Raw genomic sequence first — 26,772 nt, 5'->3', positions numbered from 1 at the left:
TTTCTTATTTACCAATTTCACCTAAATGGGTGTATTTAAAACCTTTTTCATATTTTAAACCGTAACCAAAAATCCGATCCATTGCAGAATGTGAAAATAAAATAATTCCGGCTAACTGAATCGTTTCTATATTTAAATAATATCCTAAGGCATAAATTAAAAGCGCAATCCCTTTATGATGGAATACATTATAAAAAAACGCACCGCTTTTGTTGCCAAAAAGATAACCCAGCATAGATAAATCCGGTGCCAAGATTAAAACTAAAAACCACCACCATTCAAAATGTAAATAGTTGAATAAAAAGATTCCGAGGATAAATAAAGCCGCTTCTTCGAGTTTGATTATTGTTTTCATAGTTTCTTTTCCATCATTTTTTCAGGATGTTTCAATTCTGTAAAACCAAATTTACGATATAAAAAGTGCGCATCAGTTGTCGCTAATCTCCAAATTTGAATGTTTTTAAGAATGGGTTCGTTCATCATATTTTCGATTAAGATAGACGAATATCCTTTTCCGCGATGTTCTTCGGTAATAAACACATCCATTACATAACCAAAAACGACGTAATCTGTAATGACTCTCGCAAAACCAATTTGTTTGTCATTCAGGTAAATTCCAAAACAAACCGAAGCATCAATTGTTGTCTGCACTTCTTCGACTGTTCGGCCTGCGGCCCAGTAAATATCCTTGAGAAAATTTTGTATAAAAGGAACGTCAAGTTTGGTCTTATCTGTTGAAACGGTAATCATATTGGTTTGTTTTTTTGCCACGAATTTCGCGAATTTGCACTAATTTCTTCTTTTATTCTGCCACAGATTAAAGGATTAGAATGATTAAATCTGTGTAAATCTTCTAATCTGTGGCAAAAAATACACAAGCATAATTTGTCAAATTCTTGGCGGCTATTTTAAATCTTATATAAAATTGGTTTTGATGGACTTGCGTCATTTTCGAACGAGGCAATTTGAAGATTTAGGATGTAATTTCCATCTTCAATTTCGTCCGGAACGTAAATCATTTCAGTAATTGTTGCATTTAAACGTGCATCAGTATTTAGGTTTAAAGTGTCTTTTACATTCCAAAATGCTTTATGTGCCAATAATTTTCCTTCGTCATGCTCTTTGTCAACACTTGGTAAATCGATCAATAAATGCTGAATTTCGCTTTCGCGGATGAAAATCGCTGCTTCTTCAGACAAATAAGGCGGATTGGTATTCGAGTATTTTCGGGACTTTTTGTCTTTTTCGTTTGGAAGTGTTCTGATAATAATAGCTTCTGTCTTGCTGAGCGGAGTCGAAGCATTTGTCCCATTCAGCGAAGTCGAAATGTGATCTTTCATAATCACCCAATCATCACCAACTTTTTCAGGCTCAACCGTAATCAGCTTGGCAAAAAAGAAAAACTGTTTCAACGTTTGATTAATGCTGTAAAAATCATTCGTAATATGTCCTAAACATTCCGTATGTGTTCCGTGCCCATGCGGATTGAAGAAAATATTATTGAAATTAGTAGATGATTTTCCTTCAGAAACTTTCCCAATCCAATCTCCAAAAACTACAGGTTCGATAACCGGTTTTTCAATATACCATGCAATCGGATTTTCGTCTGTATTCGTTAACGGAATTGAGATATCAATGGGTTTTGATAAGTCTATTTCGAAGTTGTTGATTTTTGCTAACATATTATTTAACCGCAAGGTTCGCTAAGGTTTACGCAAAGGACGCAAAGTTTTTTTTAAAGATTGTTTACAATTCTTCTAATGCCGTTTTTTATTAGAGCTACATTAAAATTTATTAATAAGCCTAATTTGCAATTTGTTAATTTTAAATAGGTTAATAATTGAGCGAAATGAACTTCATTTAAAATATCAACAGATTTTATTTCCAAAATTAATTTATTTTCAACTAAAATGTCTAGTCGATAACCAATATCTAATTTTACTTCTTCGTAAACTAAAGGTAAAGGTTTTTGCTTTTCAATTTCTAAACCTGATTTTTTTAATTCATAAAAAAGGCATTCTTCATAAGCACTTTCTAAAAGCCCAGGACCTAAAGTTTGATGAACTTTTAAGGCGCAATCAAAAACAATTCGTGATAATTCATTCTCAGACATAAGTAAATTTAATTGTATAATTTAATGTGGTAAAAATACAATTAAATATAAAAAAATAAGATTATTCCTATATTAGAAAACCTTGCGTCCTTTGCGTAGAACCTTTGCGAACCTTGCGGTTAAGCTCTCATTCCAAATTTAGATAAAACAAATCACTTGCAATTCCATCCGTTAAAAATTTTCCTTTTGCGGTTGGTTTTAGAATGTTGTTTTCTATCGAAAGTAAATCGTCGTCTAAGAATTTCTGGCTTTGTTTTTTGAGATAATCAAGATATTCCAAACCAAATTCATTTTCAATTCGTTCTAATGAAACACCCCAAATCGTTCTTAAACCTGTCATAATATATTCATTATAACGATCAGAAATAGTAAGGGTTTCAGTTTCTAGTGGAAGTTCATTGTTCTGAATCGATTTTAAATAAAGAGAATTATTGGCAATATTCCAGCCTCTTTTTTCGCCATCATAGCTATGTGCCGAAGGACCAATTCCGATATATTTTTTCCCTAGCCAATACGCCGAATTGTTTTTAGAGAAATAACCTTCTTTTCCAAAATTCGATAATTCATAATGAATAAAACCATTTTTTTGAAGCATTTCCACCAGAATCATAAAATGGTTTGAAGCGACTTCGTCTTGTGGCTCGGCAATTTTTCCGGTATCGATTAGTTTTCGTAAAGCTGTTTTTGGTTCAACGGTCAAAGCATAACTCGAAATATGCGGAATACCAAATGACAACGCCGTTTCGATATTTTTCTTCCACATTTCATCTGTTAATCCCGGAATTCCGTAAATTAAATCGAGTGAAATATTATCAAAGTATTTGGTCGCTTCTGTCAAACAATTTATGGCTTCCGCCGAATTATGAGCGCGATTCATCAGCTGCAAATCTTCTTCATAAAAAGACTGAATCCCTATGCTTAAGCGGTTTATTGGGCTTTTGGATAATTCGAAAATTCTTTCTGTAGATAAATCGTCCGGATTTGCTTCGAGCGTTATTTCGGGATTTTCAACCACTTTATAATTTTTATAAACTTCAGCAATTAAAAAGTTTATTTCATCATTTGATAATACCGAAGGAGTTCCACCGCCAAAATATATAGTTTCTACAATTTCAGTTGAAAACTCATTTTTACGCATTGCAATTTCTTTGGCTAAAGCCAAAACCATATCGTCTTTCTTTTTCATCGAAGTCGAAAAATGAAAGTCGCAATAATGGCAAGCCTGCTTGCAAAAAGGAATATGAATGTAGATACCGCTCATTTTATAGTATTCAGTCTCGGTTTTCAGTCTCGGTTTTCAGTCTCGGTTTTCAGTCTCAGTTTTCAGTCTCAGTTTTCAGTCTCAGTCTAACTGTGAACTGCCACTGCGACTGAAAACTATTTTCTAACTTTATCTTCGTTTTGTTTTACAAAAGCATCCCAACCCGTATAACTTTTTCCGGCAACGATTTTGCCTGAATTAAAGAAATGACAAACCGCAGCTGCCAAACCATCTGTTGAATCCAGGTTTTTTGGTAATTCTTTTAAGCCTAAAAGTTGTTGGAGCATTTTAGCTACTTGCTCTTTACTGGCATTTCCGTTTCCGGTAATGGCCATTTTTATTTTTTTAGGTTCGTACTCGGTAATAGGAATATCCCTCGAAAGTCCTGCTGCCATTGCAACGCCTTGAGCACGCCCCAATTTTAGCATCGATTGTACGTTTTTACCAAAGAAAGGAGCTTCAATAGCAATTTCGTCAGGATGGTGTGTTTCGATTAATTCGATGGTACGCTCAAAAATGATTTTTAGTTTTTGGTAATGATTGTCGTATTTGGAAAGTTGCAATTCGTTCAATTGCAGAAACTCCATTTTTTTATTGATGACCTTAATCAATCCAAAACCCATGATTGTGGTTCCGGGGTCAATACCTAATATGATGCGTTCTTTTGTCATTTTGTATTTTGGTTACACAAAGCTGCACTAAGGTGGCACAGAGAATCACAAAGTTTTTTTGATTCTTTTTGTGCGTCTTTGCGAATGCTTTGTGAATCTTTGTGAAATAGCTTTTTCGCAATAGTTTCCTTTACTTTGCAGCATGATTTCAATTCCTCACAAAGCTAAGCAATTCCTTGTTCTTCTGATCAAACTTTTGATTGTAGGTGGCGCATTTTACTTTATTTATAATCAGTTGGCGAACAATGACAAACTCGACTGGCAAAAGTTCATTACGTTGTTTCGTAAAAATCAATCGGTTTTAGGGATTGGGTTTATTTTACTTTTGAGTGTTTTGAATCGTTATTTCGAGATTTTGAAATGGCAGAATCTTGCCAAAGTCATTCACGAAATTTCGTTAGGAGAAGCTACAAAGCAAGTTTTGGCGGCTCTTACGGCAGGAATTTTTACACCAAACGGAGTAGGAGAGTACGCCGGAAAAGCATTATTCTATCCAAAATCTGAAGCTAAAAATGTGGTTTTCCTGAACTTGATTTGCAACGGAATCCAGATGATTTTAACTGTTATTTTTGGGCTTTTTGGGTTGATGTATTTCAATGCCAAATATGAGGTCATTACAACTCAAACGGTTGCAATTTTGTTTGGAGGTTTTGTATTGCTTTTGATTGTTTTGTTTTCACTAAAGAAAATAAAAATCAAAGGATATTCGATCGAGAAATTAGTGCATAAGATTAATGAAATTCCAAAACCAATTCATCGTAAAAATATTCTTTTAGGCGTTTTGCGTTATTTGGTTTTCTCCCATCAATATTACTTTTTGTTTTTGGCTTTTGATGTCGATTTGCCTTATTTTACACTTATTTCTACCATTGCTGTCGTTTACTTTTTAGCTTCATCATTACCTACTTTTCAGTTTTTGGATTTTGCGGTAAAAGGAAGTGTTGCCATTTTTTTCTTCGAAAAATTGGGCGTAAACGAATGGATTGTAGTTTTTATAAGCACCTTGATGTGGTTTCTTAATGTAGTTTTGCCAGTTGTAATTGGAGCCTATTATGTGTTGAATTTTAAAACAAAACCTACTACAGAATGATTTTGGTTTTATTTTCCATACTAAGTATTTATGTAATTACGATCGTATTACTTATTTATGGTTTTAGCAAAATAAAAAATTATCAAAAAACAGACTTAAAAGCTCAAACAAGTTTTACAATTATAGTTCCGTTCAGGAATGAAGCAGAAAATTTACCGAATCTTTTATCGAGTTTTTCAAAACTTAATTACCCAAATGATTTGTTTGAAGTGATTTTGGTTGATGATAATTCTTTCGAAAAAATCCAAATTTTAAATTCCAAATTCCAAGTTACCATTATCGATAATATTCGTACTTCGAATTCGCCTAAAAAAGATGCTATTGCTACAGCGATGCAACAGGTAAAAACTAATTGGGTCATTACGACTGATGCTGATTGTGTGGTTCCTGAAAATTGGCTTTTGACATTTGATAATTATATTCAGCAACATGATGTTTCGATGCTTGCGGGCGCGGTTACTTACCAATGTGAGAATTCATTTCTGGATCATTTTCAGCAATTAGATTTAACCAGTTTGCAAGGCGCAACCATAGGAAGTTTTGGACTTGGTGAAGCTTTTATGTGCAACGGAGCCAATTTTGCTTACACGAAATCTTTGTTCGAAAAACTAAACGGATTTGACGGAAATAATAAAATTGCCAGTGGCGATGATGTTTTTTTGTTGCAAAAAGCAGCCAATTTATTTCCGGATAAAGTTCGCTATCTAAAAGCAGAAGAAGCAATCGTAACTACAAAACCAACAGAAAACTGGAAGTCTTTATTTTATCAAAGAGTACGTTGGGCGGCGAAAACAAGTTCGTACCAAAGTAATTTCGGAAAAATTTTAGGAATCATTGTTTTCTTTGGAAACCTCAGTTATGTTGTTGGATTTTTCTTTTCCGTTTTTGGAATTTTGCCTTATCCATTTTTTGTTTTGTTCGCTTTTGCTAAGTTTATAATCGACTATATTTTACTTTATAAAACGAATCAGTTCCTGAGTAAAAGCAGTGTAAAAAGCCTTGTCTTGAGTAGTTTATTTTACCCTTTTTTTAGTACAACTGTAGCTTTGTATAGCTTGTTTGGAACTTATGAATGGAAGGGAAGAAGATTTGGGAAATAAATTCCAAAACTTTGGGATTATTTAGGGAAGCTAAAATGGCACACGGATGACACGGATTTGCTTCGCAAAAAACGCGGATTTATGCGGATTTTTTTCTTGTATTGTCAATCTTTTTCGAGTTAATCGTGAGATCATTCTTTCTCACAATGATATAAAATAAAAAAGAAATCTGCGCAAATCTGTTTAAATCCGTAAAATCTGCGTGCCATTAATAATGTGAAACAGTTATTCTTTTTCTTTAAGAATAACAGGTAAAATAAATTGAGTTTTTACCGGAAGTCCGCGTTTTAAGGCAGGATTTATTTTTGGAAAATCGACTAAACGGGCGTGTAGAATACTATCGATTTTGATGGTATCATAAGCAACCGAATCTTTAGGAAATTGCGGTTCGAATTTCATGGTCGAATTAGGGAAAACCGTTACTTTTACCTGAATGGTGTCGAGTTCCGGATATAATATAGAAAGTGTATCGATATCTAGTTTTTGCTGAATAAGCTGCGCCATTACATCAAAAAAACATTGCTGGCGTTGTTTTTTATCGGCAATTTTTTCGCAATTTGCTACCGATGGATATTCGTCGACCTCTTTCCAGTTGATCGATTTTAATTCTTTTTGAAGTAACTCTTTTTCAGACGGAACCTGCTTGTCAATATATTGACAAGAGTGGAAAGATAAGAGAACTAAAAAAAGGAAAAACTGCTTCAAGATTTTGATGTTGAATTGAATAAATTGATTATGGTATAAAAATACGATTATTTTTTTTGAGAAGCTTTGTAATGTAGATAATCTTCATAGCTTTCTAAAAGCCATTGTTCTTTGTTTTGCGCTGCAACTTCTTTTTGGTCAGGATATAAAGAAGATAAGCGATCAGAAAATGTAGCAATTTGAACCGTGTAATTGTAAAATTCTTTTCTGGTTAAAACAACATTTGGATCATTTTTACGATTAAAGTATTCAAAGAAAAGTGCATCAAATTCTTTCATAGAAAAATTGAGAACTTTTTTCTTATTACTTTTATAAATGCTATCCTGAATTAATTGATCGTCGACAGACAGTTTTTTAACTTGCGCATAAGTGGTATCATTGATTAAAATAATCAAAGAAATAAATAATACGATTTGTAAAAGTCTGTGCATTGACGGGCTTTGCTAAAAAGTTTGTAGGTACAAAATTACAAAAAAATATATGGATTTACTATTGTTGTTACTTGGTTTTATATGCATGATTGTGGGCATTTTTGGTAGTTTTCTACCTGTATTACCCGGTTTGTCCAGTTGTTGGGTAGGATTGTTATTGTTGTATATGACAACAGCAGTCGAAAATAATTATTGGATTTTGGGTATTACGCTTGTAATCACGATAATAATTACAGTGCTTGATTATGTCATTCCGGCAAAAGGAACCAAAAAATTTGGAGGAAGTTCGTACGGAATTTGGGGAACCAATATTGGTTTAATCGTTGGGATTTTTGCTCCTATACCGTTTGGAGTTATTATTGGTCCTTTTGTGGGGGCTTTTGTTGGTGAAATAATTTATGATTCTAAAAATCACAAACGGGCACTAAAAGCAGCAACGGGATCATTACTTGGTTTTTTGGCTTCTAGTTTTATCAATTTTATGTTTTGTATTATATTTCTAGGTATATTTTTGAGTGTAACATGGGAATATCGAAACCTTTTGTTTTAATTATGTAACATTTATTAAGCTTTTTTCTTATTTTTTGATTTTTTAGTGCATATTTACAAAAAAATAATTTCACTTTGATTTGATAACTAAAGGGTTATGTTTAGTGACACGAGCAGTTTTTTTTGTTTAACAACTGTTAATCGATGGCTCATGTATTTAACTTATTTTTTGGAAATGTTAAAATATTTTATATTTTTATCCTGATAAACGATAAAAAGCCTCACTTTATCGGTTATTTTGAATAGATTTAAATAACATTTTAAACCATTTAAGTATGACTCCAAACCTACAAATTGAACTTAGACGTTTTATTTCTTCTAATGTTGTTTCAAAGTTAAACAAGTTTTATTTTGAAAATGATGCACTTTTAATAAAGGGAATTGATGTTTCGATAGGTACAGTTTTAATGGGTTTGTACAATAGGGCCGAGGAATCGGATTTTTGTCAGGGAGTCGTCTCGCAAATACAGGAAGATTCAACCTTTTATCAGGAAGTCGATTTTGCATCAGGACGCATTTTATCAGTAGATGATTGTTATCGCTTAGAAGGAAACGATTTACTGAAAGAAATTTTCAACAATAAAAAAGGAAGAATTTCTGAAATGATTTCTAACGAAGTTGGCATCAAAAGCGAAACAGCCAGAGAGATTCTAAACTTTTCAGCCTTATTAGTTGCTTCATATCTTAAAAACAATCTTCAATTGTTAGACAGTCTAAAATTACTTCTGGACGATCAAAAAAGAGATATCTTAAACAGCATTCCTCCCGGAATCAAAATTATCCTTGGTTTCTCCTGTTACGAATCAGTCGAAGAAAAAAACCAATCCATCGGAAGATCTATTTTTACCCTTTTCGGACATAACTTTTTCAGTTTCTAGAATAAAAAAAATCCCGTCTTACAAAGTAAAACAGGATTTATATTCAAATCAATTTTTGAAATGTTTCTTAAACGTTTTTCAAATTGATAATTTCTTGATCTGTCAAAAAACGCCAGTTACCTCTAGGTAAATTCTTTTTGGTCAAACCAGCAAACGATACACGATCTATACGTAAAACATCATATTCAAAGTGTTCGAATATAGCGCGAACCACTTTTACATTTGATGAGCGCAGCTTAAGACCTACTTCGCTTTTTGCTTCTTTCTCGATATAACTTACTTCTTCAACAAACACTCTGTGCCCGTCAAGAACCAAGCCTTTGCTTATTTTTTCTAAATCCTCGAATTTCAAGTTTTTATCTAGAGAAACCTGATAAATTTTAGACGATTTCTGACTCGGTAAAGTAAATTTACGAATCATGTCTGTATCATTAGTAAACAACAATAAACCCGTTGTGTTTTTGTCCATTCTTCCAATCGGAGCAATTTTTGCAGTTGTAGAACCACGAACAAGTTCCAGAACGTTACGGTATTCCTGACCTTCGTCAAGAGCAGTTGTAAAGTTTTTAGGTTTGTTCAACAAGATGTATTCTTTCTTTTCAGGAGTCAAAATGGCACCATCAAAATTAATAACATCATTCAATTTTACTAAATAACCCATTTCAGTAACCGGTACGCCATTTACTTTTACGTTCCCGGACTGAATGTATATATCAGCATCACGACGCGAACAAACACCAGAATTAGAGATGTATTTGTTCAAACGAATTTCGTCTGCAGCTTTTTGTCTTTTTGGAGCCTGATTCTGTTTTTTGATTTTTTCAGCCTTTTCTTCTTCGGCAGCCTTAACAGCAGGTTTCACTTTTTTTGGCCCTTGGGCGCGCTTCGCCATAGGAGGTTTTGGCTTGTTAGAGTTTGGTCTAGAGCTATTTGGCCTAGAACCACCTCTTTTATTATTGCCTTCCTTATTGTTCATAAATTCTGTAATTTGTGCAAAGATAGTTTATTCTTGCTAAATAATCCTAAGTTCATTGTTCTTAGATTAATAGCTATTATTTTTTAGGGTTGCAGGAGCAGTACAATTGGCTTTTTTTCAGGCATATTGTCCCGCTTTTCGTTTCAATCTTTTATTTTTTTAAAGAAAAAAAATAAAAGGATTTCCACTGCAATCGGGGCTATTTTCAGACAATTGGCTTTTTTTAGGCATTTTGAGAGGAGGGTTTTACCACAGAGATGCACAAAGTTTAAACACAGAGATACACAAAGATTTAGAAAAAACTCAGTGAATCTTTGTGTATCTCTGTGGTATAATTCTTTAAACAAAAAATCAGTGTAAACCGGTCAAATCCGTACAATCTGTGGGCTATCACTCTAAGGATGTAAAAGCAGGTTCTTTCCATGCCATAAAACACTAGGGTTAATCAAAACAATACAGCAAACCCCAGAAACAATCAGGAATTTCAATACATTATGCAAAAGCAGAAATTGTCCTTTCGAATTCGATTTCCATAAATAAATCAGGAAAAATAATAAAACAGCAAAACAGATATAAAAGTAAATATCCATATAGCCCACATCATAAATGTTGATCAGGATATATACCGGAATCACCGTTAGAAATGTTAGAGATGTAATAATTTGTTTAGAAACCGTTTCGTTATAAATGATCGGAATGGTTCTGTAATTGTTTACCAAATCACCTTTTAGATTCTCCAGATCTTTTATCATTTCGCGAATAAGCAATAATAAAAATAAGAAAACCGCATGTGCCGAAATCACCATAAAATGGCTCATGTGATCTTCGATTTCTTCAAACGAAACCTTATTGTAGAAATATAACAGAATGGCAAAAAAAGGCAGAACAGCCAAAAATGCCGCTGTCAAATTACCAACAATTGGATATTTTTTTATTTTATGAGAGTAAAACCAAATCAGGAAAATATATGCCGAAAAGAACAAAAAGGCACGCCAGGAAACAATTAAAGCCATCAAAACCGCAATAAAATTAAGCGTAAAATAAACCGAAAGCTTAGTCTTCTGACTCACCAATCGATCCAGCATCGATTTGTTTGGGCGATTAATTAAATCCTTCTGACTATCATAGAAATTATTAATAATATATCCCGAAGCAATTGTAATTGCCGAAGCAAAAACAATCAAAAATAAGTTGAAATCAAGTAAAATATCGAGTGCTCTTTTCTCTGGAGCCAATATAAAAATTGCAGATAAATATTGTGCTAAAACAATAATAGGAATGTTATAACCTCTCACTACTGAGAACAAACTAACAATTTTCATTACCAAAAGTTTATGCTGTCTGCTTAACATTTTTTAAAGTTAGTTTGTGATTTTAATTTAAGGCTTGTTTTAATTTAAAGAAGGTAGTTTAAAAATATTAAAGTTTATCCTTTAACAGTGCTTTCGAACCAAAACCTAATTTCCGAATGCAAGCTAAGGCTTCTTTTTGAGAAATGTTAACTTCTTTGATGTCTTTTTTTTCTACAAAACAAACAGAGCCGCTCCATGGGTTTGGTGCAGCGGGAACAAAGACTGCAAAATTGTTATCGTTTATTTGCTCTATCAAAAAAGCAAATTGCGTTCCTGCATCTGTTGGAACCAGAACGACTTTCAAGTTTTCATTAGATTCCATACCCATAATATTTTCGTTCGTTTTTTTTATGAACGAATAACCGGGAATGAAACTCAAAATTCCGTTTTCCAGTTTCTGAATCAATTTCTTTGCATAAGCTGTTCTGGCAATTAGACCAGCAGTAATACAAATAACGAAAATGATTATTATGGCTACAATCTCCTCAATTGCCAATCCTAAAATCTTCACTTTCGGGAAATGACTTATTATCGGAAGCGTAATTTTCTGAATGATATGATATCCTTTTTCCAGAATAATCAATAACAAAACAATGGGTGCTAAAAACAGAATTCCGCCCAAAAAAGTTGCTTTGATAATCTTTAAAATGCTTTTCATATTAAATAACTTTTAGGGTGATGATTTCTAGAAAAGGATATTCAATAAGCCGGATTTTTTTAAAGAAGTTTAAATTTAGAATTGGTAAACAACTTCTAATTTATAATCTTTTAAAGATACTTTAGCACGTTCTAAATCTTCAGTAAAACCAAGAATATAACCACCTCCGCCAGAACCACAAAGTTTTAGGTAATAATCGTTTGTGTCGATTCCGTTTTGCCAGATTCCGTGAAATTGTTCCGGGATCATTGGTTTAAAGTTGTTTAAAACGACTTTTGATAGCTTTTTAGTATTGGTAAACAACGATTTCATGTCGCCATGCAAAAAGTTTTCTACGCAAGCATCAGTATATTTTACAAATTGGTTTTTAAGCATTGCACGGAAACCTTTGTCTTTCAGGTTTTCCATAAAAATGTTGACCATAGGAGCCGTTTCGCCTACAATTCCAGAATCTAATAAAAAGACAGCGCCTTTTCCGTCAAAACTTTGAGTCGGAATACCGGTTGCTTCAATATTATCTTTAGAATTAATTAAAATCGGAATACTCAAATAACTGTTTAAAGGATCTAAACCAGAACTTTTTCCGTGGAAAAAACTCTCCATTTGAGCAAAAATATTTTTTAGTTGTAACAGTTTTTCGCGAGTTAAATTCTCTAAAACTGTTATTTTGTGTGTAGCATATTTATCGTAAATAGCAGCAACAAGAGCACCGCTGCTACCAACTCCGTATCCTTGAGGAATACTTGAGTCAAAATACATTCCGGTTTCGACATCATTTTTTAAACTTACCAAATCAAAAGCAACCAATTCCGGTTGTTCTGTTTGTAAAGTTTCAAGATAAGTTGCAAAACGTTGTAAACTTGCATTTGATGCGATTGCTTCTGCCGAAGGATCTTCGATTTTCTTCAATGCACCATTGTAAAAATTATAAGGAATAGAAAGTCCTTTAGAGTCGCGGATGATTCCGTATTCTCCAAAGAGTAATATTTTTGAGTAAAATAATGGTCCTTTCATGTTTATTTTATGTCTTTCTTTATTTTATTTGGGTCTTGTCGTGTGTCAAAAATGGTATGAATTCTAATTTCATTTGAACCAAAACTATACAAGAGACTCGATTGTTTTGTTACAACACATTTTCGATATTTTTTATTTACTGATGATTTAGGAAAAATTTCAGGATTCATACTTATTATTGAAATTGCTTTTTTTAATTTCAATAGAAACATTTCTTTAGATTTTTTCGACCATCTGGCTTCAATAAAATTTAAAACATCATCTAAATTTTCTTCAGCCTTTTTTGAAATATTTACTTTAAGATTCACTATCTGTATTTTTGCATCACCTCTTCAAAGCTTTTAAATTCTCCTCTTTCAAATTCTAATTCGCTTTGAGCAACATCTTCTTTCTGGGCTTCAGTCAAATCGTCCCACCAATCTTTTTTCTCTTTTCTTAGCAATTTTGCAACAGCCATGATGATTGAAGGATCATTAGTCTCTTTCAACATATTTATTGCATCAAGTTTCTCTAATTGAATGTCCATAACCTAAAAATTTTAACTAAAGATACGTAAAATTATAATGCAATTGCACCTTCTCCAATTTGGTCGCAAATGTACTGACGATTCTGACAAAATACAACTAATTCGTCCTTAATAAATTGTAATACTTTCTCGCTAACGTTTTCGGGATAAAGGACATGTACATTTGCACCGGCATCAAGTGTAAAACAAACCGGAATTTGGGTTTCATTTCTGAATTTCCAAATCGCATTTATGATCTGCAAAGTGTTTGGTTTCATCAAAATAAAATACGGCATCGATGTCATCATCATAGCATGCAAAGTCAGGGCTTCACTTTCGACCACTTTGATAAACTCATCTAAATTTCCACTTTCAAAAATGGCAATTAATTGATCCAGATTTTCATGTGCCTGCGCAAAACGTCTTTCGGCATAAGGATGATTGTGCATTAAATCATGTCCTACAGTACTCGAAACTTGTTTTTCGCCTTTATCAACCAATAAAATAGTGTCCTGATAGTTCTTAAAATTTTCATGAATAGTATACGGAAATTCAACTCCGTATAAATCAGAACTTCCTTCAATATTCGCCTGATTTCCCCATGCAACAACATTTCCTTTTACACTTCGGCAAGCACTTCCGGAACCTAAACGGGATAAAAATGATGCTTTTTGAAAAAAGTATTCATCGGTCATTTCAGGATTCAAAACTTTTTCTAAGCTCATAAAATTCATTGCCAAAGCTGCCATTCCAGATGCCGAAGAAGCAATTCCCGAACTGTGCGGAAACGTATTTTGAGTATCAATCGTAAAATGATAGTCTTTCAAAAAAGGTAAATACACTTCAATTCGTTCTAAAAACTTCTGAATTTTAGGTTTGAAATCTTCTTTTGGCTTTCCTTCAAAAAGTAAATCAAATGAAAAATTGTTTGTCGTGCTGAGCGATCCCGAAGCTTCGGGAGAAGCATCTCTTCTTTCAAATCCCACTTTAGTAATCGTCTTACAATTATTAAGCGTAAAACTTACAGATGGATTTGCCGGAATTTGATTCTCTTTTTTTCCCCAATATTTTACTAATGCAATATTGCTGGGAGCGCTCCATTCAAAACTTCCGTTTTCGATCGTCGAAGTATATTTTTTAGGAATAAAATCAGTTGCTGTAACCATGAAATATAAAATTTTGGCAAAGATAGTTTTTAAATATTTTTACCATATAAGTTATATAAGAAATTATAAGTTTGGCTTTGATTAAAATGAACTTATATGGTTTAAACTTTCTTTTTAACTATTTTTGACTAAAATTTGAATAGAATGAAATTAAACAAGATCACCAAAATCGTCGTAGCATTAATAATTTGTTTAATGGTTGGGTATTCTGCAAGCATAGTGACCAGGCCAAGTGTTGAAACGTGGTATCCAACAATTATAAAACCAAGTTTTAATCCGCCAAATTGGATTTTTATGCCGGTTTGGACATTGCTTTATATTTTAATGGCAGTCGCAGCAGGATTGGTTTGGGATAAAATAAAGGAACAAAACCAGGAAGTAAAAGTTGCCTTAGGTTTCTTTTTGATTCAATTGACATTGAATGCTATTTGGTCGTATATATTTTTCGGGTTAAAAAATCCCATGTTGGCTTTGATCGAAATGGCATTATTATGGTTAATGATTTACGAAACGTATTTAAAGTTTACCAAAATCAACAAAACTGCAGGTTATTTACTAATTCCCTATATGGCTTGGGTTGCTTTTGCCGGGATTTTGAATGCTAGTATTTGGTGGTTGAACAGATAAAAAATTTAATTTTTAGTTTCTGCTTTTACTTTCTTAAACATTTCATTTTTAGCATACAAAAAGTCCATTGTAGTTAAAATATTATTGTTTTCTATTAGATTTTTAGATCTTGGGTCGGCGTCGCAGAAATCAATAAAAAGATCTTTTTCTTCGGGTTTTAATTTTAAATCGTTAGTAAAGAAAGAGTAAGGAATAGAGGCCGCTACGAGTTTCTTAAAGCTACTATCCTCAGTTTTTTTCTTGAGTTCTTCTTTCTTATCATTTTTAAATAGATTAAAAACTCCTTTTCCCATTCGGGAAAAGTCCATCCCATTTGGAATAGTTCCGTCGTAAACACCCGTGTATTTTTGTAATGATGCGGCATCTTTTTCGAATTTTACTTTATCAAGATCTTGTTGGGAAATTTTAAATGGCTCAAGTTTCATGTTGGTTACTATAACTTCATCTAATTCTTCAGGTCTTGGAATCATGTTGACAATAATATTATTTTTATCAATGTTGTCCTGGGATATTTTTAATCTTGTAAAAAAGTGATTTTTATGAAAGAAAAGCAAGCTATCCTTAGGTCTAACCAAAATTGAAAAGTCTCCTAAATAATCGGTTGTTGTACTGGTTTTGGCTGTTTTGTTGATAACTTCTACTTTTTTGAGAGGGAAATTATTAGATAATACCTTTCCCTGGATTAACTTTTCTGTTTGAGAAATAGAAAGCTGATACGTTAAAAAAGAAATTATAGTGAGCAATTTTACTTTCATGAATGAATTTTAGTTTTTAAATCCTGTATTTAACTTTTTAAACTCTTCATTTTTAGCATATAGAAAGTCTATCAATTCCAAATCATTTGATTTTTCTAAAAATGTTTTAGATTTTGGATCGGCATTACAAAAGTTTAAGAAAATTTCTTTTTCTTCGGGGTTTATTTTTAAATTTTTGATAAAAAAATCTGGAGGACAAGAAGCGATGGCAAGTTTCTTAAAATGATCGTCACGTGGCTCAATCTTTTTCTTCGGTTTGTCAAAAATAGGGTAAATAATATTTATAGCATTTTTAATTTTACCATCATAAACAGTAACCTTATTAGTAACATCATCAAATTGCTTGCGAATTTTGATTTTATTTATTTCTTCTCTATCATTGGCGATTTTTTTAATTTCAGTTTTTTTAAAAACAGATCTGGAAACTACAACATTCTCCAATTCCTCGGCTTTTTGAGTCATCTCAACAATGAGATAGCTTTTTTCCAGATCTTTCAAAGTTAGCTTCAATCTTGTAAATAAATAATCCTTTGAAAAAAACAATAGACTGTCCTGCTCTTTTGCTAAAATAGAAAACTCTCCCAATTCATTAGTTCTCGTGCTTGTTTTAGTTGTTTTGTTGATAACCTCAACTTTATTAAGCGGATAATTGTTAGAAATAACTTTTCCATAAAGCAGTTTTTCTGTTTGAGAAATAGAAAGCTGGTACGTTAAAAAAGAAATTGTGGTGAGTAATTTTACTTTCATTTGAAAAGTTTTTTTAATCTTTTTTAATTTTTAAGTTCCGTTTTCAGTTTCTGGAATTCTATGTTTTTAGCATATAAAAAATCCATTGTTGTTAGGATATTGTTGTGATCTAAAATCATTTTCGATTTAGGATCAGCATCGCATAGTTCTATAAATAATTGTTTTTCTTCTGGTTTAAGTTTTAAATCTTTAGTAAAAAAATCTTCTGGAATTGAAGCTGCTAATTTTTTAAAATCAACTTTAGAAACTTTTTTTTTGGGTGTATCTTTTTCTTTTTTAAATAAATCAGCAATAAAGCCGCCTACTGCAATAAAATTCATACCATTTACAATACTTCCGTCGTAAACTCCAGTATATTTATGCAAAGAAGAAGAAGGGAATACAGTAGAACCTATACCCGCGGCACCAACATGGGGGAATTTGATATTTGTAATTACAACTTCTTCTAATTCTTCGGGTTTTAAAATCATATTTACTACAAGATCATTTTTATTGAGGTCTGTTTGAGTAAGTTTTATTCTTTTGAAGAAATAATCTTTCGAGAAAAATATCAAACTGTCTTTAGCATTAACTAAAATGGAGAATTCTCCCAATTCATTAGTGGTGGTGCTTGTTTTAGACGTTTTATTGATTACTTCTACATTTTTAAGCGCAAACGTTTCAGATAAAACTTTGCCCTTTAATAGTTTTTCTGTTTGAGAAATAGAAAACTGATAGGTTAAAAAAGAAATTGTAGTGAGTAATTTTACTTTCATCTAATGGTATTTAGCTGAGCGTAAAATTATTAGAATTGTCTTAACGAAAACTTATCGAATCTGTAAATTCTTGTTAATTCGGGTTTTTATAGTTTGCAGTCTCAGTCTCAGTCTCAGTGTGAAAACTGTAACTGAAACCAGATACTTTTTATAAAATTTCAATTAATTCTGAAGGATTATTGATTACCAATTTCGCTCCGCTTGCTATCAACTCGTCTTTTGTTCGATAACCCCAGGAAACCCCAACAGGAAACATATTTGCATTTAGGGCCGTCTGCATATCAATATCAGAATCTCCTATGAAAATGATTTCTTCGGGTTTAAAATTCCATTTTTTACTGATTTCTAAAGCTTCAAACGGATTCGGTTTTTTAAGTTCTTCGGTACTCAAACCAATTGCAGCTTCAAAATAATCAGGGAATATTTCTGATGCTATTTTTTTGGTCAATTCATCGGCTTTGTTTGAAAATACAGCTAGTTTAATGTTTTGTGAGACTAACTGATCTAATAATTCAAGAATGCCTTCGTAGGGTTTTGTCTTGAATGTACAAACCTCACGGTATTCATTGATCATGCAATCAAAACAGATTTCGATTTGTTCGTCTGAATTATTTGTTGCGGGAAGTGCTTTGCTAACCAAATTTCGTAAGCCGCTTCCAATAAAATATTGATAAGTTTCGTAAGTATGAGTGGGATAATTTAAACCTGTAAGAACGGTATTCATTGCATCTGAAATGTCTTCTAATGAGTTTACTAACGTTCCGTCTAAATCAAAAATAATTCCTTTAAATTTCATTGTATTATATATTGTTTGCTAAAATAAACCCGCTTGTCCAGGCATTTTGGAAATTGAAACCTCCCGTTATGGCATCGATATTAACGATTTCTCCGGCAAAATAAAGGTTTTGATGCAATTTGCTTTCCATGGTTTTAAAATTGATTTCTTTTAAATCGATTCCGCCTGCAGTTACAAATTCTTCTTTGAAAGTACTTTTTCCGTTTACTTTAAATTCGGCTTTTGTAAGTTGAGAAGTTAAATTTTGCAATTGAATTTTAGATAAATCGGCCCATTTGGTTTCCGCTTCGATTCCTGACGCTAAAACCAGACTTTCCCACAAACGATTCGGAAATTCGAAAGGTGATTTTTTCGAAACGGCTTTTTTAGCATGTTCCTGTTTTAGGTCTTTCAGAATTTTCTCGGCATCATCGGTATCAACATCATTTAACCAATTGACATAGATTGTAAACTGATAATTTTTATCGAATAAAGTACGAGCTCCCCAAGCCGAAAGTTTTAAAATTGCAGGGCCGCTCATTCCCCAATGCGTGATCAGCAAAGGTCCGGTCGATTCAAGTTTGGTATCTTTTACATTTACGGTAACTTGTGCCGCAACGCCTGGTAATTCTTTTATTCTTGAATCTTTTATGTTAAATGTAAATAGGGAAGGGACAGGGCTCACAATGGCGTGTCCTTGTGTTTGTAACATTTCCCAAATTTTAGGATTACTTCCTGTTGCCAGAACTAATTTTTCGGTAGCGTAATTTTCATCCTGAGTATCAATTTTCCAATGATTTTCGGCTTTAAAAATCGATTGTACACTTTGTCCGGTTAATACTTTAATGCCTAGTTTTCCGGTTGCTTCTAAGAAACAATCGATAATCGTTTGAGAGGAATTTGAGACTGGAAACATTCTTCCATCATCTTCGATTTTAAGTTCTACTCCATGTTTTTCGAACCATTCGATAGTATCTCCGGAACAAAACTGATGAAAAGGTCCACGAAGTTCTTTCTCTCCACGCGGATAAAATTTGACCAGTTCATTCGGTTCAAAACAAGCGTGGGTTACATTACATCTTCCACCGCCGGAAACACGGACTTTAGAAAGTACTTCTTTTCCTCTTTCTAAAATGGCAATTTTCAGTTTCGGATTTTTCTCTGCAATATTAATCGCTGTAAAAAATCCTGCAGCGCCTCCGCCAACAATGATTATGTCGAAATTTTTGATCATATTTTATTTTTTTGCCGCTGATTTTTTTGCCACGAATTGCACGAATTCGCACAAATTTTAAATGTTGTGGTTTTTTCTTTTTTGCCACAGATTTCACAGATTAAAAGGATTTTAAAATCTGTGTAAATCTTTTAATCTGTGGCTAATTTTTTTTACTTTATAGTTTGTCTGGAAAATCACTGATGATTCCGTCTACATTATAGCTTTTTATTCTTTGAATGTCTTCTTCTTTGTCAACTGTCCAGGGCAAAACCAGAAATCCCTTTTCTTGTATTTGTTTTACGTTTTCAGCATTCAATAACTGATAATCGGGATTAATGGCTTCTGCTTGTATTAATTCGGCGAAAGCCAAAGCTTTATCTATATCTTCTTCGGTTAAAACTCCAATTGCAATATTTGAATTTAGATTTGATGTTTCTTGTAGCATATTCCATTCAAAACTCGAAACGATGAAATGGCCGTAATTCCAGTTTTTATCAGCAATATATTCTTCGATTAAGGCAACAACTTTATCAGCAGTTCCTAAACCTTTTAATTCGATATTGATAAGGCATTTTTTGTTTACCAAATCAAATACTTCGTTTAAAGTTGGTATTTGATATTCTCCGTCAATTAAAAACGTCTTTAATTCAGCTAAAGAAAAACTGTTTACCAAACCTTTGCCGTTCGTTGTTCTGTCGATTGTTTCGTCGTGAATGACTATAATATGTCCGTCAGAACTAAGGTGAACATCGAGTTCGATTCCGTCAGCATTTAGGTCTAATGCTTTTTGAAAAGACTTTAGCGTATTCTCAGATTCGTATCCTTTGGCACCGCGATGAGCTATTTTTAGCATGTATGGAGAGTTTAACCGTTTAACCGCAAAGGTCGCAAAGTTTTACGCAAAGGTCGCAAGGATTAGAAAAAAAGTTAGCCACAGATTAAAAAGATTAGCGCAGATTTTTAAAATCATTTTAATCGTTTTAATCTGTGGCTAAAAAACCTTGCGACCTTTGCGAATGTCTTAGCGTTCGTTGCGGTTAAGCAAGTTCCAATAAAACAAGTCCAAATTCAGAATGTACAAATGCTTTTCCGTCCTGAACTTCTGTTTCTTCACCAGAAAAAGTATCTCTTAATTTGGTTCCATCCTGAAAAATAGATGCTACGGGAAGTTCTTTTAGACCAACGCCAAGATCTAAACCAATTACAACCTGATCGGTATAATTTCCATTTGTATAACTTCTGGAGAAAATATATGGTTTTGCTGAAATCATGTTGTGTATTCCTGCACCAACTGCGGGATGATTTCTTCGAAATTGCCCTAGTTTCTGCCAATGCCAGAGTATTCTTTGTGTTTCAGGATTGTTTTGAATATCATCCCAATTCATGAAAGATCGTAAAGTAGCATCGCCTTGTGTACCTTCTATAATTAGAGCACGACCAGATTCGTCACCATAATACACCTGGGACATTCCGGGAGAAAGCAACAATTTGGTTCCGGATTCGAAAGTTCGGTTACGATGCGCATCAAAAGGATCGGGATCATCGTGCGACGATACATAATTAAGAACGCTATAACCTTTTAATTCATTTTGAAGTTTGGCTGAATATTTCGAAAATATGGCTTCATAATCGTTTTGAGCATCCAGTTTAAATTCAAAATTGATCATGCTGTTGAAACCATGTTCAAAATAATTTACTTTTCGATCTCCAAAATCATAATCTTGTCCACTGCTGATTTCATAACCGTAAACTTCTGCAATAGTGTAAAATGGGGTTTGATCTAAAACCTGTAAGGGATGGTGTTTTTTCCAGGTTTCAAAAGCATAATCGCATTCTTTTTTAAAATCGAGCCAAACAATTTCTTCAGTATGTTTTACAGTATCACATCTGTAACCGTCAATTCCAAATTCCAGAATATAATCAGTTAACCATTTTATGATGTAATATTTGGGCGTTCTGGGATAGCCGGTTCTTCTGAAAAATTCATTTATTGAAGCAATTTCTTTTTCATAGCGGCCTTCCTTGTTCCATTTTTCGATTAAAAAAAAGGGTATTGGTACTTCCTGATCACTTTCGGTTCTCACATCCGGCAGATTATCTACTAAGGTACACATTGTAGTATTTTCGAATGATTTGTAATCACAAACAACTCCGGTTCTTACCCAGTCTTCGGGCCACATAGGATCTTCGGGAGTAACTGGTCCGGTATGATTGATAACACCGTCAAGCATGATTCTGATGCCTTTTTCGTGTGCTTTTTTGACTAAATTGGCAAGATCTTCTTTTGTGCCAAAGTTAGGATCTAAAGACGTCCAGTCTCTTGCCCAATAACCGTGATAGCCATAACTAAGTCCGGTTCCTTCGTCGACGCCATCGTGAATTTGCTCTACAATTGGCGTAAGCCAAATAACATTTATTCCTAATTCATTAAAGTAACCTTCGTCTATTTTTTTGATAATTCCGATAAGATCTCCACCTTCAAAACCGCGTAATTTTCCGGGAGTTTTGGTTCGGTTAAAGTTTAAATCGTTTGAAGTATCTCCGTTATAAAAACGATCGGTAAGTAAAAAGTAAACATTTGCTCCTTCCCAAACGAAAGGAACTTTCAAAGTATTGTCATTATCCATTGCAACTGATTTAAGTCAGAATATTAAAGATAAAAAAAGGAAAGTTTATATTCTTAATTATTTCAAATTTAACATGTATTTGTAATTTGTAGGAGGAAATTTCGCCACGAATGCACGAATTATAGTTTTGCAAATCCTGTGTGTAATTTTTTAACACATAGAAACATAGGTTTTTATTCTTTCGATTTAGATCAAAATAAATGACAAATCATTTAAACATAGCTATTAGGTAAAAAAAACGCCACGAGTTCACGAATTATTGTTTAATAAAATTCGTGAACTCGTGGCGAAAAAAAAATAATAGCCACAGATTAAATGATTAACACAGATTTAAAAAAATCATTTTAATCTTTTAATCTGTGGCTAAAAAAACTTTATAGTGTTGTGAATCCTGTGTGTAATTTTTTAAACACATAGAAACATAGATTTTTATTCTTTCGATTTAGATCAAAATAAATGACAAATCATTTAAATATAGCTATTAGGTAAAAAAAAACGCCACGAATTCACGAATTATTGTTTAATAAAATTCGTGAATTCATGGCGGAAAAAAAATAATAGCCACAGATTAAATGATTAACACAGATTTAAAAAAATCATTTTAATCTTTTAATTTGTGGCTAAAAAACTTTGCTTGCAATAGCTTTACTCCAATTCTAAAACAACAGCTGATTTTGGTTCTAAACTAATTTCAGAAGCTAAATCGAATGTTTTTCCGGTTAGAACATCTTTACCGGATTTAAAGTTTTTGATGTTTTCTTTAAAACGATTTGTTTTGATGGTTTGCGCTGTAGCGTTGTTATTGAAAACGACCATTACTGTTTTAGCATCGGTATATCTAAAATAAACATACGTGTTATTTTCCGGAATATAGTGTGTCATTTTTCCGAAATGAACGGCCTCATTCGATTTTCTCCAATTGAATAATTTAGAGGTAAAATCAAAGTATTTGGCCTGATCAGCGGTTCTTCCTGTTGCGGTAAACGCGTTGTTTTTATCACCAGCCCATCCACCAGGAAAATCCTGACGAATGTCTGCGTCGCCACCTTTGCCTTTGTCGCCGCCCATTCCAATTTCTGAACCGTAATACAATTGCGGAATTCCACGAACTGTTGCCAATAAAGTCATGGCCAGTTTGTATTTTGGAAAATCGTATTTAAGCTTCTCATTCATACGATCTGTATCATGATTTTCGGCAAAAACCAAAATGTTATTTGGGTTTGGATATAAAAAATCCATTGCAAAGTTGTTGTAGAATTTAATCATTCCGTTGTCCCAGCTTGGTTGATCTTCGCTGAAAGCAGATGTAACCTGACTTTGAAGTGTAAAATCCATTACACTTGGTAAATTCGAATTATAATTTTCAATCGCGCCAATTTTACTGTCTTTTTGCCAATACGCTAAATTCGCCTGATTGTGCATCCAGATCTCACCCACAATATTAAAGTTTGGGTATTCATTTGTAATTGATTTTGCCCAATTTGCCATAGCAGTTTGATCAGAATAATTATAAGTATCTACTCTAAATCCGTCAAGATCTGCATATTCAATCCACCAGATAGCATTTTGCGTTAAGTATTTTGCAACTAAAGGATTTCTTAGGTTTAAATCCGGCATAGAAGGAACAAACCATCCATCGACACAAACTTCCTGATCTACTTTTGAAGCGTGAATATCAGTAATAACTTCACGACGGTGATGTGTTTGTGTGAAAGTTTCGAATTGATTGAACCAGGTTTTAGTTGGCATATCTTTGATCATCCAATGTGTGATTCCCCAGTGATTGGTCACATAATCCATAACCAGTTTCATGTCTTTTTTGTGCATTTCGGCAGCCAAACGAACATAATCTTCATTGGTTCCGTAACGAGGATCTATTTTGTAAACATCAGATTGTCCGTAAGTATGATACGAATGTTGTTTGTCGTTGTCTTCGCATAAAGGCGTATTCCAGATTGTGGTTGCACCAAGAGAAGAAATATAATCTAAGTTTTTGATAATTCCTTCGATATCTCCGCCGTGACGACCGCTTGGATCCTGACGATTTCCTTTTTCTGTTAAAGCAGCATTGCTGTCGTTTTTCGGATTTCCATTAGCAAAACGATCCGGCATAATCAAATACATCATATCCGATGCATCGTAACTTTTTCTGTTTGCTGAATTTGCTCTTCTTTCTTTAAGCGAATATTTCTGCGTAAAAGCAACTTTGTTTTTGGTTTTGAAAGAGAAAACCAATTCAGAAGCTTTTAAGTTTTGAGTATCAATCGTTACAAAAAGGTAGTTTGGATTTTCTGTTTTCTCTACATTTTTAATCACCACATTGTTTGAAACCGAAGCTTCATATTGTGCAATGTTTTTTCCGTAGAACATGATTTGTAGTTCCGGATTTTTCATTCCGGCGTACCAAAATGGCGGCTCTACTTTCTGGATTTGCGCTTTCGCGGAAGCGGAAAACAATAAAACAAATAGTATTATTTTATAGAGAAAATGAGTTGTTTGGATTCTTGTTTTTTGGATGTTCATAATCTAATGTGTATTAAATACCTAACAGGTTTAAAAAAGCTGTTAGGATATTGTAAGGTTTCCTAACAGGTCTCGAAGATCTTTTAGGTATTATTTAATCTTAAAAAAAAGACAAGTAATTCTCAGTAAAATTACTTGTCTTTAAAAAATTATTTGGTTTCGATAATGCTAATAGCATAACCTCCGCCTGGAGCAGATAACTGCGATAATTTTGATTTGTTTGTTACAGCAATTTTCTTGATGGTATAAGCTTGCGGATTTGTTTTGTAATGCGCATCTTTTGTATCAGCATAAATTGTAGCCGTATATTTTTTACCTTTTTCAAGGAAACTGAAATCGATGTTTGATGTACGGGCAGTTTCTCCGTTTACGTTTCCTACGAACCAGTTGTTTGTTCCTTTTGCTTTACGGGCAACAGTGATAAAGTCTCCTGGCTCAGCCTCGATATATTTACTTTCTGACCAATCTACAGCAACATCTTTAATAAATTGGAATGCATCCGGAAAACGGTTGTAGTTCTCAGGAGTATCTGCCGCCATTTGCAATGGGCTGTACATGGTAACGTATAAAGCTAATTGGTTTGCAATGGTACTGTTTACATGAGATTTGTTATCAGGATTCATTTTACTGATATCCATTTCGAAGATTCCAGGAGTATAATCCATTGGTCCGCCAATTAAACGGGTAAAAGGTAAAACGGTAACGTGATTTGGTTTAGAACCTCCAAAAGCTTGGTATTCTGTTCCTCTTGCAGACTCGTTTCCAATTAAGTTAGGATATGTTCTCGCAATTCCTGTAGGGCGAACTGCTTCGTGAGCATTTACCATAATTTTATAGTCAGCTGCTTTTTCGATTGCGTATTGATAGTGATTTACAATCCATTGATTGTAATGGTTTTCACCGCGAGGTAAAATATCTCCAACATAACCGCTTTTTACAGCATCATATCCGTTGTCGTTCATGAATTTATAAGCTGCATCGATGTGACGCTCGTAGTTACGAACAGAACCTGAAGTTTCGTGGTGCATGATCATTTTTACACCTTTAGATTTTGCATATTCGTGTAAACCTTTTACATCAAAATCAGGATAAGGCGTTACGAAATCAAACACATAATCTTTTGAGTGACCAAACCAGTCTTCCCAACCTTCGTTCCATCCTTCGACCAAAACGGCATCGAAACCATTTGCAGCAGCAAAATCAATGTATTTTTTTACGTTGGCATTATTTGCTCCGTGAGTACCGTTTGGTTTTGCTTTAGAGAAATCAGAAACTCCCAATTGTACTGTTGGAAAATCGTTTGTGTATGACCAAGAGCTTTTTCCTGTAATCATTTCCCACCAAACACCAATGTATTTTACGGGTTTAATCCAAGACGTATTCTCAATTTTTGATGGATCATTTAAGTTATAAGTCATTTTTGAAGCTAAGATTTCTCTTGCGTCATCACTTACCATAATCGTTCTCCAAGGCGAGTGACTTGGTGCTTGCATGTATCCTTTGTCGCCTTTTGCATCCGGTGTTAACCAAGAAGTAAAAGTCATGGTTTTATCATCAAGATTCAGGTGCATACAAGAATAGTTGATCAAAGCTGCTTCGTGCAAGTTGATGTATAAACCGTCATTTGTTTTTAACATTAAAGCCGTCTGAACTCCTGTTGGAGAAAAAGATTTTTGCGAAACATTTGCTGTAAATGCTTTTTCAGATAAACCTCTGATTTCAGACAATTTAGATTTTGTATAATCGTATTCCTGAGTATCATAATCTCCCGGAATCCAAAAAGCTGTGTGGTCGCCCGCCATAGCAAATTGAGATCTTTCTTCTTTGATGATGAAATAGGTAAGGTTTTTTTGAGTTGGAAATTCATATCTAAATCCAAGTCCGTCATCGAACAAACGGAAACGAATTACGATTTGTCTGTCGGTTCCTTTTTGATTTAAAGTTACAGCCAATTCATTATAATGATTTCTAATTTTGTCTACTTCGCCCCAAACTGGTTTCCAGGTTTCATCAAAAGTGGAAGTTTTAGAATCAACAACTGTAAAATCATTCAATAAAGATTTTTTATCATCTTTTAGTTCAAGACCTAATTTACTGGTTTTGATAACCTCTTTGTTCTTGTATTTCAGATTATAAGTTGGAGTTCCGTCGTTTTGAAGCGAAAATTCCATTACGAACTTGCCTTCGGGTGATTTTAATTGTTGTGCTTCTGCAATGGAGCTAAAAGCAAACAAGATTAAACTTGCGAAAAATAAGTTTTTCATGTTTTTAATTTTTT

Annotated in this window: 29 protein-coding genes; 5 read left to right on the top strand and 24 right to left on the bottom strand. The window is 33.4% G+C overall.

Annotated elements, in window-relative coordinates; all coding sequences use genetic code 11:
* Positions 1 to 4: 4 nt before the first annotated feature.
* The 6 genes from ACIDC4_RS22845 to ruvC form a co-directional block, all read right to left on the bottom strand.
* Positions 5 to 355: a DUF4260 domain-containing protein gene (locus tag ACIDC4_RS22845; RefSeq protein WP_412045260.1), complete on the bottom strand. Its 351-nt coding sequence runs from the start codon at positions 353 to 355 to the stop codon at positions 5 to 7.
* Positions 352 to 750, bottom strand: coding sequence for a GNAT family N-acetyltransferase (locus tag ACIDC4_RS22840; RefSeq protein WP_412045261.1), 399 nt, complete (start codon positions 748 to 750; stop codon positions 352 to 354). Before ACIDC4_RS22840 ends, ACIDC4_RS22845 begins: the two co-directional genes overlap by 4 nt.
* A 158-nt stretch (positions 751 to 908) precedes the next feature.
* Positions 909 to 1,682 carry a cyclase family protein gene (locus ACIDC4_RS22835; protein ID WP_412045262.1) on the bottom strand — a complete coding sequence of 258 codons (774 nt, stop codon included), beginning with the start codon at positions 1,680 to 1,682 and terminating at the stop codon, positions 909 to 911.
* Positions 1,683 to 1,735: 53 nt separating this feature from the next.
* Positions 1,736 to 2,113, bottom strand: a complete 378-nt coding sequence (locus ACIDC4_RS22830) for a GxxExxY protein (protein ID WP_412045263.1) — start codon at positions 2,111 to 2,113, stop codon at positions 1,736 to 1,738.
* Between the two features lie 127 nt (positions 2,114 to 2,240).
* The gene (gene hemW / locus ACIDC4_RS22825) at positions 2,241 to 3,374 is read right to left on the bottom strand and encodes a radical SAM family heme chaperone HemW (RefSeq protein ID WP_412045264.1); all 1,134 of its coding nucleotides are present in this window, start codon (positions 3,372 to 3,374) and stop codon (positions 2,241 to 2,243) included.
* A gap of 116 nt (positions 3,375 to 3,490) precedes the next feature.
* Positions 3,491 to 4,045: a crossover junction endodeoxyribonuclease RuvC gene (ruvC, locus tag ACIDC4_RS22820; protein WP_089477758.1), complete on the bottom strand. Its 555-nt coding sequence runs from the start codon at positions 4,043 to 4,045 to the stop codon at positions 3,491 to 3,493.
* A 142-nt stretch (positions 4,046 to 4,187) separates the two neighbouring features.
* Between ruvC and ACIDC4_RS22815 the strand changes: the two genes are divergently transcribed.
* Both ACIDC4_RS22815 and ACIDC4_RS22810 read left to right on the top strand, forming a co-directional pair.
* Positions 4,188 to 5,135 carry a lysylphosphatidylglycerol synthase domain-containing protein gene (locus tag ACIDC4_RS22815; RefSeq protein WP_412045265.1) on the top strand — a complete coding sequence of 316 codons (948 nt, stop codon included), beginning with the start codon at positions 4,188 to 4,190 and terminating at the stop codon, positions 5,133 to 5,135.
* Positions 5,132 to 6,235, top strand: a complete 1,104-nt coding sequence (locus ACIDC4_RS22810; RefSeq protein WP_412045266.1) for a glycosyltransferase family 2 protein — start codon at positions 5,132 to 5,134, stop codon at positions 6,233 to 6,235. The genes ACIDC4_RS22815 and ACIDC4_RS22810 overlap by 4 nt, the downstream gene beginning before the upstream one ends.
* A gap of 225 nt (positions 6,236 to 6,460) precedes the next feature.
* Here ACIDC4_RS22810 and ACIDC4_RS22805 read toward each other — a convergent pair whose 3' ends face one another.
* Positions 6,461 to 6,940: a hypothetical protein gene (locus tag ACIDC4_RS22805; RefSeq protein ID WP_412045267.1), complete on the bottom strand. Its 480-nt coding sequence runs from the start codon at positions 6,938 to 6,940 to the stop codon at positions 6,461 to 6,463.
* A 47-nt stretch (positions 6,941 to 6,987) separates the two neighbouring features.
* The gene (locus ACIDC4_RS22800; RefSeq protein WP_412045268.1) at positions 6,988 to 7,371 is read right to left on the bottom strand and encodes a hypothetical protein; all 384 of its coding nucleotides are present in this window, start codon (positions 7,369 to 7,371) and stop codon (positions 6,988 to 6,990) included.
* Positions 7,372 to 7,420: 49 nt separating this feature from the next.
* Here ACIDC4_RS22800 and ACIDC4_RS22795 point away from each other — a divergent pair, with 49 nt between their 5' ends.
* A complete protein-coding gene (locus ACIDC4_RS22795) occupies positions 7,421 to 7,921 on the top strand; it encodes a DUF456 domain-containing protein (RefSeq protein WP_412045269.1) in 501 nt (166 codons plus the stop codon).
* A gap of 274 nt (positions 7,922 to 8,195) precedes the next feature.
* On the top strand, positions 8,196 to 8,798 hold the full coding sequence (locus ACIDC4_RS22790) for a DUF937 domain-containing protein (RefSeq protein WP_230034726.1): 603 nt from the start codon (positions 8,196 to 8,198) through the stop codon (positions 8,796 to 8,798).
* A 67-nt stretch (positions 8,799 to 8,865) separates the two neighbouring features.
* Here ACIDC4_RS22790 and ACIDC4_RS22785 read toward each other — a convergent pair whose 3' ends face one another.
* The 7 genes from ACIDC4_RS22785 to ACIDC4_RS22755 all read right to left on the bottom strand — a co-directional run bounded on the left by ACIDC4_RS22785 (position 8,866) and on the right by ACIDC4_RS22755 (position 14,469).
* Positions 8,866 to 9,774, bottom strand: coding sequence for a pseudouridine synthase (locus ACIDC4_RS22785; protein ID WP_230034728.1), 909 nt, complete (start codon positions 9,772 to 9,774; stop codon positions 8,866 to 8,868).
* 395 nt (positions 9,775 to 10,169) lie between these two features.
* Positions 10,170 to 11,126 (bottom strand): geranylgeranylglycerol-phosphate geranylgeranyltransferase, encoded by a 957-nt coding sequence (locus ACIDC4_RS22780; RefSeq protein WP_412045270.1) that lies wholly within the window; start codon positions 11,124 to 11,126, stop codon positions 10,170 to 10,172.
* Between the two features lie 67 nt (positions 11,127 to 11,193).
* Positions 11,194 to 11,784: a DUF502 domain-containing protein gene (locus tag ACIDC4_RS22775; protein ID WP_412045271.1), complete on the bottom strand. Its 591-nt coding sequence runs from the start codon at positions 11,782 to 11,784 to the stop codon at positions 11,194 to 11,196.
* A gap of 75 nt (positions 11,785 to 11,859) precedes the next feature.
* The gene (locus ACIDC4_RS22770) at positions 11,860 to 12,798 is read right to left on the bottom strand and encodes a mevalonate kinase family protein (protein ID WP_230034734.1); all 939 of its coding nucleotides are present in this window, start codon (positions 12,796 to 12,798) and stop codon (positions 11,860 to 11,862) included.
* Positions 12,799 to 12,800: 2 nt separating this feature from the next.
* Complete coding sequence (locus ACIDC4_RS22765; RefSeq protein ID WP_412045272.1) at positions 12,801 to 13,106, bottom strand: type II toxin-antitoxin system RelE/ParE family toxin; 306 nt, start codon at positions 13,104 to 13,106, stop codon at positions 12,801 to 12,803.
* Positions 13,106 to 13,324, bottom strand: coding sequence for a hypothetical protein (locus tag ACIDC4_RS22760; protein WP_412045273.1), 219 nt, complete (start codon positions 13,322 to 13,324; stop codon positions 13,106 to 13,108). Before ACIDC4_RS22760 ends, ACIDC4_RS22765 begins: the two co-directional genes overlap by 1 nt.
* A gap of 32 nt (positions 13,325 to 13,356) precedes the next feature.
* Positions 13,357 to 14,469: a diphosphomevalonate decarboxylase gene (locus ACIDC4_RS22755; protein ID WP_412045274.1), complete on the bottom strand. Its 1,113-nt coding sequence runs from the start codon at positions 14,467 to 14,469 to the stop codon at positions 13,357 to 13,359.
* Between the two features lie 144 nt (positions 14,470 to 14,613).
* Between ACIDC4_RS22755 and ACIDC4_RS22750 the strand changes: the two genes are divergently transcribed.
* The gene (locus ACIDC4_RS22750) at positions 14,614 to 15,096 is read left to right on the top strand and encodes a TspO/MBR family protein (protein WP_412045275.1); all 483 of its coding nucleotides are present in this window, start codon (positions 14,614 to 14,616) and stop codon (positions 15,094 to 15,096) included.
* Between the two features lie 5 nt (positions 15,097 to 15,101).
* On the opposite strand, the gene ACIDC4_RS22745 is transcribed toward ACIDC4_RS22750, so the two are convergent.
* From ACIDC4_RS22745 to ACIDC4_RS22705, 9 genes are all read right to left on the bottom strand, one after another.
* Positions 15,102 to 15,851, bottom strand: a complete 750-nt coding sequence (locus ACIDC4_RS22745; protein ID WP_412045276.1) for a hypothetical protein — start codon at positions 15,849 to 15,851, stop codon at positions 15,102 to 15,104.
* A gap of 9 nt (positions 15,852 to 15,860) precedes the next feature.
* On the bottom strand, positions 15,861 to 16,598 hold the full coding sequence (locus tag ACIDC4_RS22740; protein ID WP_412045277.1) for a hypothetical protein: 738 nt from the start codon (positions 16,596 to 16,598) through the stop codon (positions 15,861 to 15,863).
* A 23-nt stretch (positions 16,599 to 16,621) separates the two neighbouring features.
* On the bottom strand, positions 16,622 to 17,353 hold the full coding sequence (locus ACIDC4_RS22735) for a hypothetical protein (protein ID WP_412045278.1): 732 nt from the start codon (positions 17,351 to 17,353) through the stop codon (positions 16,622 to 16,624).
* A gap of 148 nt (positions 17,354 to 17,501) precedes the next feature.
* Complete coding sequence (locus tag ACIDC4_RS22730) at positions 17,502 to 18,149, bottom strand: HAD family hydrolase (protein WP_412045279.1); 648 nt, start codon at positions 18,147 to 18,149, stop codon at positions 17,502 to 17,504.
* 4 nt (positions 18,150 to 18,153) lie between these two features.
* Positions 18,154 to 19,362 carry a BaiN/RdsA family NAD(P)/FAD-dependent oxidoreductase gene (locus tag ACIDC4_RS22725; RefSeq protein ID WP_412045280.1) on the bottom strand — a complete coding sequence of 403 codons (1,209 nt, stop codon included), beginning with the start codon at positions 19,360 to 19,362 and terminating at the stop codon, positions 18,154 to 18,156.
* 157 nt (positions 19,363 to 19,519) lie between these two features.
* Positions 19,520 to 20,197, bottom strand: coding sequence for a glycerophosphodiester phosphodiesterase (locus tag ACIDC4_RS22720; RefSeq protein ID WP_412045281.1), 678 nt, complete (start codon positions 20,195 to 20,197; stop codon positions 19,520 to 19,522).
* A 184-nt stretch (positions 20,198 to 20,381) separates the two neighbouring features.
* Positions 20,382 to 21,971: an alpha-amylase family glycosyl hydrolase gene (locus ACIDC4_RS22715; RefSeq protein ID WP_412045282.1), complete on the bottom strand. Its 1,590-nt coding sequence runs from the start codon at positions 21,969 to 21,971 to the stop codon at positions 20,382 to 20,384.
* A 645-nt stretch (positions 21,972 to 22,616) separates the two neighbouring features.
* Positions 22,617 to 24,494 carry a glycoside hydrolase family 13 protein gene (locus tag ACIDC4_RS22710; protein WP_412045283.1) on the bottom strand — a complete coding sequence of 626 codons (1,878 nt, stop codon included), beginning with the start codon at positions 24,492 to 24,494 and terminating at the stop codon, positions 22,617 to 22,619.
* A 149-nt stretch (positions 24,495 to 24,643) separates the two neighbouring features.
* On the bottom strand, positions 24,644 to 26,758 hold the full coding sequence (locus tag ACIDC4_RS22705) for a glycoside hydrolase family 97 protein (RefSeq protein ID WP_412045284.1): 2,115 nt from the start codon (positions 26,756 to 26,758) through the stop codon (positions 24,644 to 24,646).
* Positions 26,759 to 26,772: the final 14 nt, after the last annotated feature.

The organism is Flavobacterium sp. C3NV (assembly GCF_046825355.2).
GTDB lineage: Bacteria > Bacteroidota > Bacteroidia > Flavobacteriales > Flavobacteriaceae > Flavobacterium.
Note: the sequence above shows the minus strand (reverse complement) of the source record. Positions and strands in the feature narration are given on the sequence as shown.